Raw genomic sequence first — 14,793 nt, 5'->3', positions numbered from 1 at the left:
GAGCCGCCGTAGTACTCCGAGGCCGGGAGAGCCGGTCACATGGGGAAGGGCGGCAGCGAGATCGCAAGGGAGGTACTGCAATGCCCGAAGACACGGTGGTGGATACCGCCGTCACGTGGCCGACCCCGGAAGAGGCATGGACGCGGGTACGGGGAATGCAGATCAAACTGCACCGTTGGGCGGCGGCCGACCACGGTCGCCGGTTTGACGATGTCTACAACTTCGTCAGCGACCCCGCCACGCTGGTCGTGGCGTTGCAACGGGTCGCCGGGAATGCCGGAGCCCGCACTGCCGGAGTGGACGGCGTCACCGCTGTCCACGTGAGCATGGCCGGGCCCGAAGTGTTCCTGGACCATGTCCGTTCCCTGCTGAAGACCGGCACGTTCCGGCCACTACCAGTACGGGAGAAGATGATTCCCAAGACCGGCGGGAAACTACGCCGGCTGGGGATACCGACCATCACGGACCGTGTGGTCCAGGCAGCGCTGAAGCTGGTCCTGGAGCCCATCTTCGAGGCGGATTTCCAGCCTTGTTCGTATGGGTTCCGGCCGAACCGGCGCGCGCACGACGCGATCGCCGAGATCCATCATCTGGCCACCGCCGGTTACCGGTGGGTGCTGGACGCGGACATCGAGGCGTGCTTCGACCGTATCGACCACCCGGCCTTGATGGGTCGGGTGCGAGCGCGGGTGAAGGACAAGCGAGTGCTCGCGCTGGTGAAGGCGTTCCTCAAGGCCGGGATCATGACTGAGCTCGGCGAGCGGAACGAGACCACGTCCGGCACACCCCAAGGAGGGATCCTCTCACCACTGCTGGCCAACATCGCGTTGTCGGTTCTCGACGAGTTCTTCGTCGAGCAATGGGCGGCAGCGGGCACCGGCCAGCAGCGCAGGCAACGACGCGCCAAAGGACTGGCGACGTGGCAGTTGGTCCGCTACGCCGACGACTTCCTCGTCCTGGTCCATGGCAACCAGGAACACGTCGAGGACCTGCGCGACCAGGTGAGTACCGTTCTGGCGACGATGGGCCTGCGCCTATCTGAGTCCAAGACCAGGATCACCCACCTTGCCGACGGGGTCGACTTCCTCGGCTTCCGCATCGTCTGGAAGCGGAAACGAGGAACGGACAAGTGGCATGTATACACGTTCATCGCCGACAAGCCGGTCCAGGCGCTGAAACGGAAGATCAAGTCACTGACCCGCCGGTTGTCGCACCTGAGCTACCGGGAGACGCTGGTCAAGATCAACTACATCCAGCGTGGATGGGCCAACTACTTCAAGCACGCGGTCGCCAAGCACACCTTCTCCCACCTGCAGAACTTCATCTGGTGGCAAGTGATCAACTGGGTGATGCGCCGCAACCGCATGACCTGGAGAGCCATCCAGCGATGGCTGCGCACCCCGCAAGGGTGGCAGCCCATCGCCTTCGACGGGGTCGAGTTGTTCAAGATGGCGAAGGTCCCCGTGACCCGATACCGCTATCGCGGCACCAAGATCCCGAACCCCTGGCAGCCCACACCGACAAGCCCACCCCCAACGGCATGACCTCGTGGAGAGCCCGGTGCGGTGAGAGTCGCACGCCGGGTTCGGCGGGCGGGTCCGGGAAACGGACCTGGAGCAATCCAGGCACCGCGCCCGGGCCCGACCCAACACCCTGGCCTGGCTCACCGCCCACCGCCGCCTGGCCCGCGACTACGAAACCCGTCCCGCCACGTCGGAGGCCATGATCCGCTGGGCCGCCATCGCCGGCATGCTCGGCCACCTCACCCGAGGCGGACCCGCCACCCGCCAACAACGCCGCACCCTCAACACACCCGACTGACAGACATGCGAAACGCTCACTTAGACGCGTTGCGCCGCGGTGACTCCTGCGAGCAGTACGGCCTCGACACCGCGCCCGTTCCCAGCTGCTACCCGGCGGGCCCACGGCTGGCGGTACCGCTCCTACTCCCAGTAGGTGGCGGCGCAGCTCACGCGGACGCTGGCGATGCTGATACAGGCGGGCGTCAGCCTCCCAGTTCGCCGAGGTGACGGGGTCACCGAGCAGCGGGTGAGGGACATACGGCGGCACCGTGCCCGGCCTATTGGCGACCTGCGTCGGCCTCGGGTGGTCCTTGGGTGGTCCTTGGGCTGACCTGGGGCGCTCTATAGGGCCATGTGACAGGCAGCACTACTAGAGAGCAGCCACGATCAGTTCACTTCCGCCAAGTCCCACCACAGCCGTAACTTCTTCGGCGTGACCTCGTTAAGGAGCCCGGAGCCCGGAGCCCGGAGCCCGGAGCCCGGAGCCCGGAGCCCGGAGCCCGGAGCCCGGAGCCCGGAGCCCGGAGCCCGGAGCCCGGAGCCCGGAGCCCGGAGCCCGGAGCCCGGAGCCCGGAGCCCGGAGCCCGGAGCCCGGAGCCCGGAGCCCGGAGCCCGGAGCCCGGAGCCCGGAGCCCGGAGCCCGGAGCCCGGAGCCCGGAGCCCGGAGCCCGGAGCCCGGAGCCCGGAGCCCGGAGCCCGGAGCCGACGGTTGGTGTCTGTCGCCGGTTGTTGGTGGTTGTCCGGACGGTGACGACGTTGGGCCGGTTGCGGGATGTGTTGTCGCTGACGGCCGGTGATCGGCGTATTCAGACGTTCTTTACCTGTGATGTTCGGTCCCGGTCGCTGCTGGCGGCCGGTGTGGACGAGGCGTTGGCGGGGTTGGGCGCTCCGGTTCTGCCGTGGCGTGATGCGGTGAGCATGAGGTTCGATCTGGCGTTGGCGGCGAGTGAGAACGATCGACTGGTGGATCTTGACGCGCCGGTGCTGTTGGTGCCGCATGGGGCGGGGCATCAGAAGTTCTACCCGGGTACGGCGGTGGTGTCGGGTTTGAATCCGGAGCGGCTGGTGATGGGAGGCCGGGTGGTGCCGGCCGCGATTGGTTTGCCCCATGCCGCGCATTTGGAGCGTTTGGCGCGGGTGTGTGCGCCTGCGGCGTCGCGTGGGGTGGTGGTGGGGGACCCTGCGCTGGCGCGGATGCGCGGCTCACGATTTCGGGACGGGCAGCTGCGGGCGGCGTTTGGTGCGCGGGACAAGCGGCTGGTGGTCCTCGCGTCGACGTTCGGGCCGGACTCGGCGTTGGGCCGGTTGCCGGACTTGCCGGAGCGTCTGGTGGGCGGGTTGCCGGTGGATGAGTACCAGGTGGTCGTGGTGCTGCATCCCGGGGTGTGGGCGGCGCACGGCCCGTGGCAGGTGAGGTCCTGGTTGCAGCAGGCTGCCGCGTACGGGGTGCAGGTAATCACGCCGTACGAGGGTTGGCAGGCGGCATTGTTGGCCGCATCGGTGGTGATTTCTGATCATGGTTCGCTGGCGTTGTACGCGGCGGCGTTGGACAAGCCGGTGGTGCTGGCGGGTCGGGGCAGCGCGGTGACGGTTCCCGGGTCTGCGGCGGCGTTGCTCGCCGAGACCGCGCCGGTCTGGGATGTCGATCAACGACCCCGGGATCAGATCGACGCGGCGATCGATCAGTATGGGGCAGGTGTTCACGGTCAGGTCATGGACCTGTTGGCGGAGCCAGATGCGCATGGTGAAGACTGCGCGCGTCGCCTGCGACGACTGGTGTACGGGCTGCTGCGGTTGAAGGAACCAGCGGACCCGGCGATGTTCGGTCCCGTTGTCGCGCCTGCGGTATCGGAACCGGCGATACCGGCGACGGTGGTCGGCGCGGCGATTCAACGCGACGGGGTCCGTATTGAGCGGTATGCCGACCTCGGCCACGGCGAGCCGCGTGGCGGGCTGGAGTATCGGCATCTGGTCGCGGACCTGCGTACCGCCAGCCTGGCCCAGCTCTGTTCGGCCAGTGTCGTGGTCGTTGACGACCATGCGGTGTGGTCAACGAAGGGCTGGCCGGTTCGGGCGGCCGAGGAGGTGGCGCGGTGGCCGCAGGCGAGCGTGCTGGCAACGGTCGTGGACGAGACGTCTTGCGCGGTCTGGGCTGGTGGCCGGGTGACTGTTCTGCACGCTGACGAACCGGTTGATCCGATCGTGCTCGCGTCGCTGGCGTACGTCCGACTCACCATGCTCGGCCGTCTCCCGGGCGAGGACAGAGTTCATCTTGGCCGGCGGATTATCGGGGTGGTGGCGGTAGCACGTTGAGCTTGCGCAGGTATCGGTCGAAGCGGGGATCCCCGGTGTTCCAGTAGAGCTGGGCGATCCAGCCCCAGCGGGCGCGGGCCGTCTCGGGGTCGCCGCCGCGCCAGGCCAGTTCGGCTTCGATGTCGGCCAACTCGACCTCGTACTGCGTCGCCGTGGCCTCGGCCACCATCTGACGGGCCAGTCCGATCGCGGCGCGTGCCTGCGGCAGGTCGCCGAGCGCGAGATGGGCGCGGGCCGCCACGGTATGCGCACGGGCGGCGTTGCGCACGTCATCGGTCAACGTGAACGCGGTGGCCAGCAGCGGCAGAGCCTCCTGCGGCCGGCCGAGATGCAGCAGCACGTTGGCGAGCATCCGATGGTGGATCCCGGCGGCCCTGCGCAACTGCTGCCGCTCGTCGATGACGAGGCAGCGGCGGAACGCCTGTTCCGCGGCGCCGTAGTCGCCCTGGGCCTCGGCCAGCCGGCCCCGGAACTCCCCGACCGACGAATGCATGTGCGCGTCATCGGTCGTGGCCAGCAGGCGCTCTGCTTCGGTCAGGGCGGTTTCCGCCCGGTCGAGTAGATGTAGTTGGGTGAACAGGCGTGCCTGCGCGGCGTGAATGCGTGCCTCCAGCACCCGGTCACCGAGCGCGCGGGCGGCCCGCACGCCCCACTCGTTGGCGCCGGAGATCCGCCAATGGTGGCCGCGGCTGGTCAGCAGCGGCTCCAGCGCACCGCACAACTGCGTCACCTCCACGAACCGGCCGGCATGGAAGGCACGCGGGATGACCGCGACGATCGCCGCCAGTTCGGTCTCCAACCAATCCAGCGGCACCGACCACGACGGGTTCCACCCCAGTCCAGACGGAACCTGGTAGCGGCGCAGCCGCTGACCGCCAGCCAGGTCCGCCGCGACCGCCCGGTCCCGGTAGAACGTGAGCAGCCGCTCGAACGGCGTATCGGCGTCGACCGCGTGGTCTGGGAGCATCCGTAGCGCGTGGTCACGGATCAGCCCCGGCAACCGCAGCCGACCCCGCGTCTCGGCGACCACCAACCCGGCGTCGATCAGGCGGTCGACACCATGCCCCACCGCCGCTACCGCCGCCTCGTGACTGAAGTCCCGCACCGGTTGCGTGGCCAAGACGATCAGGTCATCGACGGTCGCGTCGGGTAGCTCCCGAATCGTCTGGCCCAGGCACCGCAGGATCAACTCACCCGGGTCATCGCTGCTGGCAAGCTCGTCCCGAACCGCCGCAACCGCCCCCGCAACGCCGCGCCGCCGAGACAACCGCACGGCGACCTGCACGATGGCGAACGGGATCCGATCGCACAACTCGAGCAGTTCCCGCGCCGCGGCCGGCTCGGCCGCCAGCATCCCGGGACAGCGATGCTCCAGCATCTCCCATGCGCCCTGCTCGTCCAACCCGTGCAGGATCACCGGCGCGGTCGGCGCCCAGGCGCGTAGATCATCGGTCAACCGGCGAGCCGTCACCAACACCAGGCTCGCCGGCCACGGCTGCACCAACGCCGACACCTCCGCCGCGCCAAGCACGTTGTCCAACACCAGGACACACCGCCGGTGCACCAACGCACGCCGGTACTGCTCCGCCATCACCGCCAGGGAAACCTCAGCGACCGGCACGCCGAGCTGACGCAGCACCGCCGCCTGCACCTCACCAACCTGCAACGCCTCGCCCACCCGGTAAACATCCAGGTCGACATACACCCGCCCACCCGGAAACCGGCCCGCTGCCTCGTGGCTGACCTGGAGCACCAAAGCGGTCTTACCCACCCCGTGCACCCCCGCCACCAGATGCACACCCGGCTCCGCCAACTCCACCCGCGCCGCATCCCGATCGAGGAACACCGCCGGCGGCAGAACGCCACTCTCGGTCACCGCACCTGCCACCGCCGCCAACGCGACGCTGACCTCCGCAGCGAAATGCGGATCCCGCTCGCCCGCCTCCAGAATCGCGTCCCGCAACTTCTCCGGATCATTCGGCAGCGCGCCGAGCCGACGCAGCAATGCCCGCATCACCCCACCCGCACCGGCCACCACGACACCACCGACGCCTGCCGTGACGGTCTTCGCCGCCTCCGCGGCCACGACATCCCAGCTCACCGGCAGACCCCCTTGCGCTGTCAGTCACCCCAACCTGACACACCGCAAGGACTATAGCGATCACCAACAATGCAACTCCAGAAGCGCCCAGCCTCTCAACTGGTCGCCCAACAACCCGGATGCGAGCCGCCAGACGCTGTGGCTGCACATGAGACAGCACCACGTCGCCGGGTCGACCGGCGCGGACGAGGCGTTCGTTCGCCAGTTCCGCACGGCCCGCAACGTGCTGGGTGTGGCGGTGCAGTTGTACTCGACGGACTGCTCGGCAACGAGACCGACCTGCCGGTGTTCGAGCACGCCACCGACACCCACGGCGCGACCCTGGCCAACTTCGTCCTGTTCGACCTGGTCGGCAAGCAACTCTCGCCCCGCATCCGGGACCTCGGGAAAATCACCCTGTACCGGACCGGGCCGAACGCCGACTTCCTCGTCCGCTACCCGCGCGCGGGCGGCCTGCTGGCCCGTCGCCTGAACACCGACCTGATCACGAGTACCTGGGACGATCTGCTGCGTGTCGCCGCCTCGGTGCAGGGCGGCCACCCGACCGCAGCACTGGTCGTGGGGAAGCTGTGCTTCTCGAAACGGCAGCAGAACGCGCTGACCAGCGCGATCAAGGAGTACGGGGCGCTGCGCCGCACCGTCTACGCCGCCCGGTGCCTGGCCGACGAGACCTACCGGCGGCGGATCTCCCGGCAGCTCGACAAGGGCGAGAACCTGCACGCTCTGCGCCGCTCCCTTGCGTACGCCGGCGAGGGAGCGCTGCGCCGCCGCCACCACGAGCAGCAGACCAAGCAGATGTGGTGCCTGACCCTGGCCACCAACGCGATCGTCTGCTGGTCGACGGAGTACCACGGCCTCGGCTTAGCAGCCCTGTGCTGGGCCGGCCGCGACGTCGACGCCGAGGTGCTGGCGCACATCTGGCCGACCCACCACGAGAACGTCCACTTCTACGGCACCCACTCGGTCGACATCGACGGCGAACTCGCCCAGCTCGACACCGACGGCTACCGGCCGCTGCGGCTGGCCGAGGTCACCCCGGCACACCGCTGACCACCCACCGCTGGCACGTGAACCCGCTGCCGGGCAGCCGCCGGTGGTGTTCGTCAACCGTTGTCATCGCATGCCCTCGCTGGTCAGAGGCTGACGAATCTGGCCCCGCGCAGCACCAGGTGCTGCGCGGGGCCAGATTGGCGCTTGGGTGACCGTCCCCTTTCGCCGAGCATCTGATCTTTGGTCAGATGCTCCGTACGGCGGTGAGCAGGACCCCGCTGGCGAGGGCCAGCTTGGTCAGGTTGGCGGGGGATGGGTCGGCTCGTACGCGGTTCGCGTTGATCACCCACTGCTCCGCGCCCTTGATCAGGGTGGCGATGCGGCAGATGGTGACGGCGACGGTCAGCACCGTCATGTGCGACTTCTTCATCTGGTTCTCCTTACTACTGGATGGACTACTTCTTGGTGGACAGGTAGGCGACGCCGATCAGTGCACCGAGCGCGCCGGCGAACAGCAGTAGCTCCCGCTGGTCGATCCCTGTGGCGCTGTTGGCCTTCGGGGCGAGCAGTTCAGTCAGCGGCTGGCCGCAGGCCGGGCACCGACTGGCCGCGAACACGTCGGCACCGCTGATCGGCTGCCGACAGCTCGGGCAGGTGCCGACCCGCTGGCCAGCCCGGTCGACGAAGTTTCCGAGGGTGGCCAGTTGCGCTCGCGCGGTCACCAGCTCGGCCTCCACGACCGCCTTCTCCGTGACCGAGCGGGACAGCGCGGCTTGCAGGTCGGCGACGGACCTCTCATCGGCGACCGCTTGCAGACCTCGGCCGAGCAGATCCACCGCCGCGCCGGTCACCGTGCTGCCCCGCGCCTTGGCGTGGTCGTCGACCGCGCTCTTGAGGTCGGCAGGCATGCGGATGTAGATCGAGGACGCGTCGGAGGAGGTCATGACGCATACCCTAGCCGATTGCATCAGAAAATGCAGTGTCTTTGAGGTGGGGATGTCAGCGCCACTCGTTGACCTTCTGGGACAGAGAATCCCGTAGCCTCTGTCACAGAGGTCGGCGATCCACCCACCACCACCTGCTGGACACAGCACCAGGGTGATGGTGACTCAGGCACATTCTGTGTCACATCATCGGAAGGGGCCGTCGAGGTGTCCGTGATCCCGCTACCGACCGCCCGCCGCCCGGTCGCGCTCGTGGTCGCCGTCGACGCGTTTCTCGACCGGCTCCACAACGACCCCACCCGCGCCTCCTACACCGAGACCCTGCGCCGGCTACGAGAGACCACCGGTGACCAACTCCCGGTCGCCGCGCTCACCCCGGAGATCTACGAGCAGACGATGGCCCGCTGGGACCAGGGGGCCGCGAACACCTGGAACAAGCACCTGTCCACGCTGACCTCGTTCACCGCCTACTGCCGCCGCCAGGACTGGCTGACCACTGACCCCGGCCGACAACTGGAACGCCGCAAAGTCACCCAGACCCGGGACAAAGCCATTCCCCGCGCCCGCCTCGACCGGCTGTTCACCGACGACCGCCACCCGCTGCGCGAGCGGATCCTGTGGCGAATGCTCTACGAGACCTGCGCCCGCGCCGAGGAAATTCTCGGCTTGGACGTGCCCGACCTCGACATGGAGTTCCGCCGCGCCTTGATCACCGAGAAGGGCGGCGACCGCGCCTACGTGCACTGGGAGACCCCGACTGCCCGACTTCTGCCCCGGCTGCTAGCCGGGCGCACCGCCGGACCGGTGTTCCTCGCCGACCGGCGCGCACCCGCCACCGGCCGCCGCGCGCCGGCCCTGGGCGACATCTGCCCAGACACCGGCCGCGGCCGGCTGTCCTACCCGCGCGCCGAGTACCTGTTCAAGCATGCTTCCAAGCTCCACGACCCGCACGGGATCGGGTACACCCTCCACCAACTGCGCCACTCCGGGCTGACGCACCTGGCCGCCAAGGGCCGTAGCGCCGCCGAGCTACAGGCCAAGTCCCGCCACCGGCGCCTGGCCACCCTCGGCATCTACGTCCGGCTCGGCGAGGAGACCTCCGCGCCTATCACCGCCGAGAACGACGAGCACCACCGGAGGCACCGGCGATGATCTCGCATCCCACGTACCGGGATCGCAGGGAACGGCGAAATGTCTCCCCTGCAACTCGCTCCCCAAGGCAGCCGCCCCAGGTACGGGCCTAGATCAACAGCTTAGCGAGTTGTTTTGGGTCTGGAAACTACGGACGGGCCTATTCCCGCTGACGACACCACCCTGCTCGTCACCGTCGGCGACGATGCATGCGCTCTGACATGGACGACCGCGGTCAACGAGGGCTAAGCAGGATGGCGCGCCGGGGCCACCGGGGCCACCGGTATGTACGTGGCACCGCCGCGAGCGTCGATCAGGAGCGGCGGGGAGTGAGCGTGACTCACGACCTCCAGCGTCCCGATGGCCGGGTCGTGACGTGGCGCTGGACGGAGCTGCGGTCCTGCTGTAGGCCGGCGCTGGCCTGCTCATCGTGCTGCTGTCGTCGGCCGCCGAGTGCCGTTGCTCGGCGCGCTGACCCGGCACGACGCGGTCCGCTACGAATAGCGCTCCCCGATCGTCGCCAGGGGGCGGCCCGCGGCGGGCGGGACCGGGGCGCGGTCCGCGACTGCAGCCGCGATCGACGCCACGATCTCACCGGATCGGACGGCCACCGCGGACAGCAGGGTGGCGGTTATCCCGTGCGCGTGCTCGGTGCCGCCCTGTAGATAGAGGCCGGCCCGTAGCTGATCGCCGGTCTCGAGGCGGTAGTCACGGCCGATTCGCAGCAGGCTCTCGTCGTCGTGCAGGCACAACTCGCCCGCGGCGCCGAGGAGCCGGGCCGGGTCGACCGGGCGATAGCCGGTGGCGAAGACGATCGCGTCGGCGTCCATCGGCTCGCGCTCGCCGCTCGGCAGATGTTCGACCACCGCCCATACGCCGTCCGGGGTCTCGGTCAGCTCGGCGACCCGGGACGCGTTCAGCATGCGCAGCCGGGGGCGGCCGAGCACCTTTTCCGCGTACTGGCGGCGATACAGCTCCTCAATGAGGTCGCCGTCGACCACCGAGTAGTTGGTGTTGCGGTGATAGTCGAACAGCATCCGCTTCACGTCTGCGGGGGCGTCGTAATAGACGTCGACGGCCTCCGGGTCGAAGATGCGGTTGGCGTAGTTGCTGTCGTCGGCGGGGCTGTAGCCGTACCGGAAGAAGACCGAGCAGACCTCGGCCGTGGGATAGCGGCTGTGCAGGAAGCTGACCGACTCGGCGGCGCTCTGGCCGGCGCCGACGACGATGAGACGGCGGGGCTCGGCCACCTCGAACGCGGCCACGCGGTGCAGGATGTCGAGGTTGTGCCAGATCCGCTCGCTCGGCTTCACGCCGGGCGGCAGGCTCGGTTCGAGGCCCAGCGCAAGGCTGACGTTACGGGCGCGGACGGTACGGCCCCCTGACGGCGTCGCCGCGATCACGTCGACGAGGTCGCCGCCGGGCACTGGGACCACGTCGGTGACAGTGTGGCCGTAGCGGACCACCTCGCTCATCCGGCCGGCCGCCCACCGGAAGTAGTCGTGGAACTCGACGCGCAGCGGATACACCGTCTTGTAGTTGATGAAGTCGGCGAGCCGGCCGTGCGCGTGCAGGTACGACACGAAGCTGAAGTCGCTGGCCGGGTTGCGCATGGTGACCAGGTCCTTGAGGAACGACACCTGCATGGTGGCGTTGTCGAAGAGCATGCCGCGGTGCCAGCCGAAGTCGTCCTGCTTCTCCAGGAAGATGGCGGAGATGCGATCCTCGGCCCGCGTGCAGCGGGCATTGTGTTCCTCGACGGCGATGGCGAGGGCCAGGTTCGATGGGCCGAAGCCGATGCCGACGAGGTCGTACACCTCGATGTCCGCGGCAGACATGGATTGCCCTTTCTTCGAACACGAAATCAGAGGAGTTCGGCGATCTCGGCGGCGGTGCCGACCACACCGCACCGGTCCGACACGCGGCGGAGCGCTTCGCGGTGATGGGCGGGGCTGAAGTCGGCGACCGCGTCCGCCACCACGAACGCCTGGATGTCGCGCATGAAAGCGTCCTGCGCCGTCGCGAGCACTCCTGCGTGCGCGTAGACCCCCGTGATGATCAGTTGGTCCCGGTCGCCCAGCAAGTCGGCGAGCACGGTGCCGGCGAACGCGCTGTCACGCCGCTTGGTGAGACGGAGGTCACCAGCCGCCGGGGTGAGTGCGTCCACGATGGCCAGCGCGCGGGGATCGTCCGGTGGGCCGTCGCCCCAGAAGTCCTGTTGCAGGCCCCGCTCAGCCGGTGTCTGTCCACCTGGCTGAGCCGTGTAGACGACCGGGATGCCACACTCACGCAGCATGCCGATGTTGCGCACGACCCGGGCGGCCAGGGCCTGGTCGGCGATGCCGAACGGGGCCAGGAAGTAGTTCTGCATGTCGTGCACGAGCAGGACGGCGCGGGCCGGATCGGGTTTCCATCCGACTCGCGCGCGGTGCAGGTCGAAGCCGGTCGGGATGAAGTACGGGCAGATTCTGGGCAACACCAGCGACAGCCCTTCTCCCGGTCAAGTAAGGTCAGCCTAACCTAAGACTCGGCCGCAGGAAACTCCGCGAGGGGTTCACGTATGCGCATGCCTCACTCGGGCTTGCCTTGAGGGTAGGATAGGCTAACCTAACCTCGCCACCGTGGCAGGGATGATCTCCCGCTGACCAGTGAGGCCTGCAGACGATGAAGATGTGCATGGCAACCGTATCGATAGGCGGCGGTCTTGAGGAGAAAATCTCCGCGATCGCCGCTGCGGGATTCCACAGCATCGAATTGCTCGACGACGACTTGCGGCGCTCCGGGATGACCCCCGAAGAATGCGCCCACCGATGCGCCGACCTCGGACTCACCATCGAGCTCTACCAGCCTTTCCGCCGCGCGGAGGGAGTGCCCCCGGGTGAGTTCCGCGAGGTCCTGTCGCGCTTCCACGGCGAGCTCGACGTGATGCGCCGGCTCAGCGCCGAGTCGATCCTCGTGGTCTCCAACACCGACACGGACGCCGACGGCAACCGCGACCTCTCGGCGGCGCAGCTCGCGATCCTGGCGGCCGCAGCCGCGGAGCACGGCATGATGATCATGTTCGAGGCGCTCGCCTGGGGCACCCACATCAGCCGCACCGCCGACGCCTGGGACACCATCCAGCGCGCGAGCCACCCGAACCTCGCCCTGGTGGTGGACACGTTCCACATGAACGCACGCGGCGAGGACGCGGGCACGCTGGCCGAGCTGCCACCGTACGCCATCGGTTTCCTCCAGGTCGCCGACGCGCCGCGGCTGCCCATGGACCTACTGACGTGGAGCCGCAACCACCGCTGCTTCCCCGGCGAGGGCGAGTTCGACCTGCCGGCGCAGGTCGCGGCCGCGATCTCGTCCGGCTACCGGGGACCGCTGTCCCTCGAGATCTTCAACCCCGGATATCGGGAACGTCCTGCGGACGATGCCGCGAAGGCCGGTGCCGACGCCCTCCGGCGGCTCATCGCCGAGGTGACCGACGCGTCCCGGCCGGTCGCCTCCGTCGGCGATCACCGCTGAGCCTTAAAGCGATCTACATATTCGGTCGGCGAGATGCCGAAATGGCCCTTGAAAACGCGCCGGAATGCATTCACGTTCGTATATCCAACCCGGTGCGCAACGGCATCGGGCGCCGCATTCGAGCGCAACAGAATGGCAGCCGCCTCCATGCGGTTGCGGATTCTCCACTGCCGTAAGGTCATTCCGGTCTCGGCTTGAAAAAGCCTTTCCACTGTACGCGCGGAGGCGTGCACCGATTCCGCGAGCCTTTCCACGCCTCGGATGTCGCCGGGATTGAACCGCAGGGTCTCGGCGATCGTCCGGGCCGGTTCACTGGCCGGCATTGGCAGCACAGTGGACAGAACCGGGCTCTCCTCGATCAGGGCGAGGATCTGCCGGGCCAGGTTGGGCGCGGGCTCGATGATGGTGTTCCAGGACACTGTGTACGCCAGCATCAGCGTCTGCAGATCCCGGTCGACAGTGACCAGAGTCGGCCCGGACAACGTGGTGGCGATGTCGGCGGCCTCGAAGAAGAGCGGCATCGTCACTGAGTTGGCCCGTACCGTGAACTCATGCCGGACACCCACCGGCACCCACAGCGCGTGCCCCGCCACCAGGGCGTGCTGGACGCCGCCGACGACGAGATCGGCGTCGCCGTGCACCTGCCAGAGCAGCACGTGCAGACGATCCTCCTGCTGCACCGGGACCGAGACTGCCGGCATCCAGATCCGCCACGGCACGATCGCGTCATCGCCGTACGTGCGCTGAGACATCCCACCAACCTCTGCTTGTCGCATTCTGCGCGATGCCTGTCGGAATCAGTGCACACCCTTAGGTTAGGTTCGCCTAACCTAACAGCGCACGTACCTACACACCAGACGGCGTTGCCGATAACCAGGAGGACCCCCCGATGACAAGCTCCCTGCTTCGCCATGGCAGGCGACGGCGCCTGACAACCGTCGCGCTGGCGGCGATCCTCACCCTCACCGGCTGCGCCTCGACCAGTGACAGCGACGAGCCGGCCGCGCCCTCCTCCAGCCCGCCACCCGGCGCGGTGCCGCCCGCCGAGGGCACGACGACGTACCCGCTGACGCTGAAGACGTGGGCCGGCGAGTCCGTACTACAGAAGCGGCCCGAGCGGATCGCCGTGATCGGCGTCTCCCCCAACCTGGACTCGCTGCAGTCCCTCGCGGTGACGCCCGTCTTCACGCTCACCGAGGACGCCGAGTACGCGTGGCGTGACAAGGCCTGGTTCTCGAAGATCGAGACGGTGGACAAGTCCACCCGGCGGGACCCGATCAACTTCGAGGGGATCGCCGCGGCGAAGCCCGACCTGATCGTCGCCGTGGGCGCGGTCTGGGAGAAGCCCGACTTCACCAAGCTGGCCGCCATCGCGCCGGTGCTCGACACCGAGAAGGAGGGCGAGATCGGATGGCAGGACCTGCAGCGCCTGGTCGGTAGGACGCTGGACCTCAGCGCCGCCGCCGACAAGGCGGTCACCACGGCCGAGACGGCGATCGCCGACACCGCCAAGGCGCACCCCGAGTTCGCCGGCAAGACCATCACCATCGCCAACGACTACGGCCCGCAGTACGGCCTGTCCTACTACACCGTGGCCGGCGGGGTCGCCGAGGGCATCATGGGCAACTTGGGCTTCACGGCGAACCCCAACGCGCAGAAGTTCGTCGACGAGGACGTGGTCTCCGACGAGAACCAGGGCCTGCTCGACGCCGACGCGCTCGTGGTCGTCTACAGCGGCGACGACGTCCGCAAGGCCCGCGAGGCCAAGCCGCTGTTCAAGGGCCTCAAGCCGGTGAGTGAGGGCCGCTACGTCGCGCTTACGAACCTCGAGTCGGACCCGAACCAGGTCGTGGACGCGGCCGGGAAGCAGATGCCGAACGCGACCTGGGTGCTGCGTGCCGGCGCCAGCGCCGCGAGCCTGCCCTGGGGCGTGAAGGTGGTCGCCGACGAGTGGCTGGCCGGCGCCAAGCTGTCCTGATCCTCAGGCACGGGGATCGGG

The 14,793-nt window shown here is 68.5% G+C and carries 12 protein-coding genes and 1 pseudogene; 7 read left to right on the top strand and 6 right to left on the bottom strand.

What is annotated here, in order from left to right:
* Nucleotides 1-80 precede the first annotated feature (80 nt).
* The 3 genes from ltrA (at nt 81) to ID554_RS15195 (ending at nt 4,115) form a co-directional block, all read left to right on the top strand.
* Nucleotides 81-1,544 carry a group II intron reverse transcriptase/maturase gene (gene ltrA, locus ID554_RS15210; RefSeq protein WP_223884083.1) on the top strand — a complete coding sequence of 488 codons (1,464 nt, stop codon included), beginning with the start codon at nt 81-83 and terminating at the stop codon, nt 1,542-1,544.
* A gap of 691 nt (nt 1,545-2,235) precedes the next feature.
* Nucleotides 2,236-2,553, top strand: coding sequence for a hypothetical protein (locus ID554_RS33100; RefSeq protein WP_191088843.1), 318 nt, complete (start codon nt 2,236-2,238; stop codon nt 2,551-2,553).
* A complete protein-coding gene (locus tag ID554_RS15195) occupies nt 2,550-4,115 on the top strand; it encodes a hypothetical protein (protein WP_147333584.1) in 1,566 nt (521 codons plus the stop codon). The genes ID554_RS33100 and ID554_RS15195 overlap by 4 nt, the downstream gene beginning before the upstream one ends.
* Here ID554_RS15195 and ID554_RS15190 read toward each other — a convergent pair.
* On the bottom strand, nt 4,087-6,216 hold the full coding sequence (locus tag ID554_RS15190) for a tetratricopeptide repeat protein (RefSeq protein ID WP_117230820.1): 2,130 nt from the start codon (nt 6,214-6,216) through the stop codon (nt 4,087-4,089). The genes ID554_RS15195 and ID554_RS15190 overlap by 29 nt on opposite strands.
* A gap of 246 nt (nt 6,217-6,462) precedes the next feature.
* On the opposite strand from ID554_RS15190, the pseudogene ID554_RS15185 reads away from it, so the two are divergent.
* Nucleotides 6,463-7,266, top strand: a pseudogene (locus tag ID554_RS15185) (Tn3 family transposase); the annotation flags it as partial.
* Between the two features lie 184 nt (nt 7,267-7,450).
* Here ID554_RS15185 and ID554_RS15180 read toward each other — a convergent pair.
* Nucleotides 7,451-7,636, bottom strand: coding sequence for a hypothetical protein (locus ID554_RS15180; RefSeq protein ID WP_147333585.1), 186 nt, complete (start codon nt 7,634-7,636; stop codon nt 7,451-7,453).
* A 25-nt stretch (nt 7,637-7,661) separates the two neighbouring features.
* Nucleotides 7,662-8,150 carry a hypothetical protein gene (locus tag ID554_RS15175; RefSeq protein WP_117230821.1) on the bottom strand — a complete coding sequence of 163 codons (489 nt, stop codon included), beginning with the start codon at nt 8,148-8,150 and terminating at the stop codon, nt 7,662-7,664.
* A gap of 207 nt (nt 8,151-8,357) precedes the next feature.
* On the opposite strand from ID554_RS15175, the gene ID554_RS15170 reads away from it, so the two are divergent.
* Entirely contained in the window at nt 8,358-9,302 is a 945-nt protein-coding gene (locus ID554_RS15170; protein WP_117230822.1) for a tyrosine-type recombinase/integrase, read from the top strand.
* Nucleotides 9,303-9,775: 473 nt separating this feature from the next.
* Here the strand turns inward: ID554_RS15170 and ID554_RS15165 are convergent, their stop codons facing one another.
* Together ID554_RS15165 and ID554_RS15160 are read right to left on the bottom strand one after the other, a co-directional pair.
* The gene (locus tag ID554_RS15165) at nt 9,776-11,119 is read right to left on the bottom strand and encodes a lysine N(6)-hydroxylase/L-ornithine N(5)-oxygenase family protein (protein ID WP_117230823.1); all 1,344 of its coding nucleotides are present in this window, start codon (nt 11,117-11,119) and stop codon (nt 9,776-9,778) included.
* Nucleotides 11,120-11,145: 26 nt separating this feature from the next.
* On the bottom strand, nt 11,146-11,760 hold the full coding sequence (locus ID554_RS15160; RefSeq protein ID WP_223884599.1) for an isochorismatase family protein: 615 nt from the start codon (nt 11,758-11,760) through the stop codon (nt 11,146-11,148).
* Between the two features lie 197 nt (nt 11,761-11,957).
* Between ID554_RS15160 and ID554_RS15155 the strand changes: the two genes are divergently transcribed.
* Nucleotides 11,958-12,794 (top strand): sugar phosphate isomerase/epimerase family protein, encoded by an 837-nt coding sequence (locus tag ID554_RS15155; protein WP_191088842.1) that lies wholly within the window; start codon nt 11,958-11,960, stop codon nt 12,792-12,794.
* Here the strand turns inward: ID554_RS15155 and ID554_RS15150 are convergent.
* Entirely contained in the window at nt 12,785-13,546 is a 762-nt protein-coding gene (locus ID554_RS15150) for an AraC family transcriptional regulator (RefSeq protein ID WP_117230826.1), read from the bottom strand. The two genes, ID554_RS15155 and ID554_RS15150, sit on opposite strands and share 10 nt — an antisense overlap.
* A gap of 137 nt (nt 13,547-13,683) precedes the next feature.
* Here ID554_RS15150 and ID554_RS15145 point away from each other — a divergent pair, with 137 nt between their 5' ends.
* The gene (locus ID554_RS15145) at nt 13,684-14,772 is read left to right on the top strand and encodes an ABC transporter substrate-binding protein (protein ID WP_117230827.1); all 1,089 of its coding nucleotides are present in this window, start codon (nt 13,684-13,686) and stop codon (nt 14,770-14,772) included.
* The last annotated feature ends 21 nt before the right edge of the window (nt 14,773-14,793 follow it).

It is taken from the genome of Micromonospora craniellae, from assembly GCF_014764405.1.
GTDB classification, from domain to species: domain Bacteria; phylum Actinomycetota; class Actinomycetes; order Mycobacteriales; family Micromonosporaceae; genus Micromonospora; species Micromonospora craniellae.
The sequence above is the reverse complement of the archived record's forward strand: the minus strand, read 5'-3'. Positions and strand labels throughout refer to the sequence as shown.

Coding starts and splice junctions, on each gene's coding strand:
- ID554_RS15180 (WP_147333585.1), bottom strand. CDS start 7,636: ATGAAGAAGTCGCACATGACGGTGCTGACCGTCGCCGTCACCATCTGC.
- ID554_RS15150 (WP_117230826.1), bottom strand. CDS start 13,546: ATGTCTCAGCGCACGTACGGCGATGACGCGATCGTGCCGTGGCGGATC.
- ID554_RS15175 (WP_117230821.1), bottom strand. CDS start 8,150: ATGACCTCCTCCGACGCGTCCTCGATCTACATCCGCATGCCTGCCGAC.
- ltrA (WP_223884083.1), top strand. CDS start 81: ATGCCCGAAGACACGGTGGTGGATACCGCCGTCACGTGGCCGACCCCG.
- ID554_RS15155 (WP_191088842.1), top strand. CDS start 11,958: ATGGCAACCGTATCGATAGGCGGCGGTCTTGAGGAGAAAATCTCCGCG.
- ID554_RS15165 (WP_117230823.1), bottom strand. CDS start 11,119: ATGTCTGCCGCGGACATCGAGGTGTACGACCTCGTCGGCATCGGCTTC.
- ID554_RS15145 (WP_117230827.1), top strand. CDS start 13,684: ATGACAAGCTCCCTGCTTCGCCATGGCAGGCGACGGCGCCTGACAACC.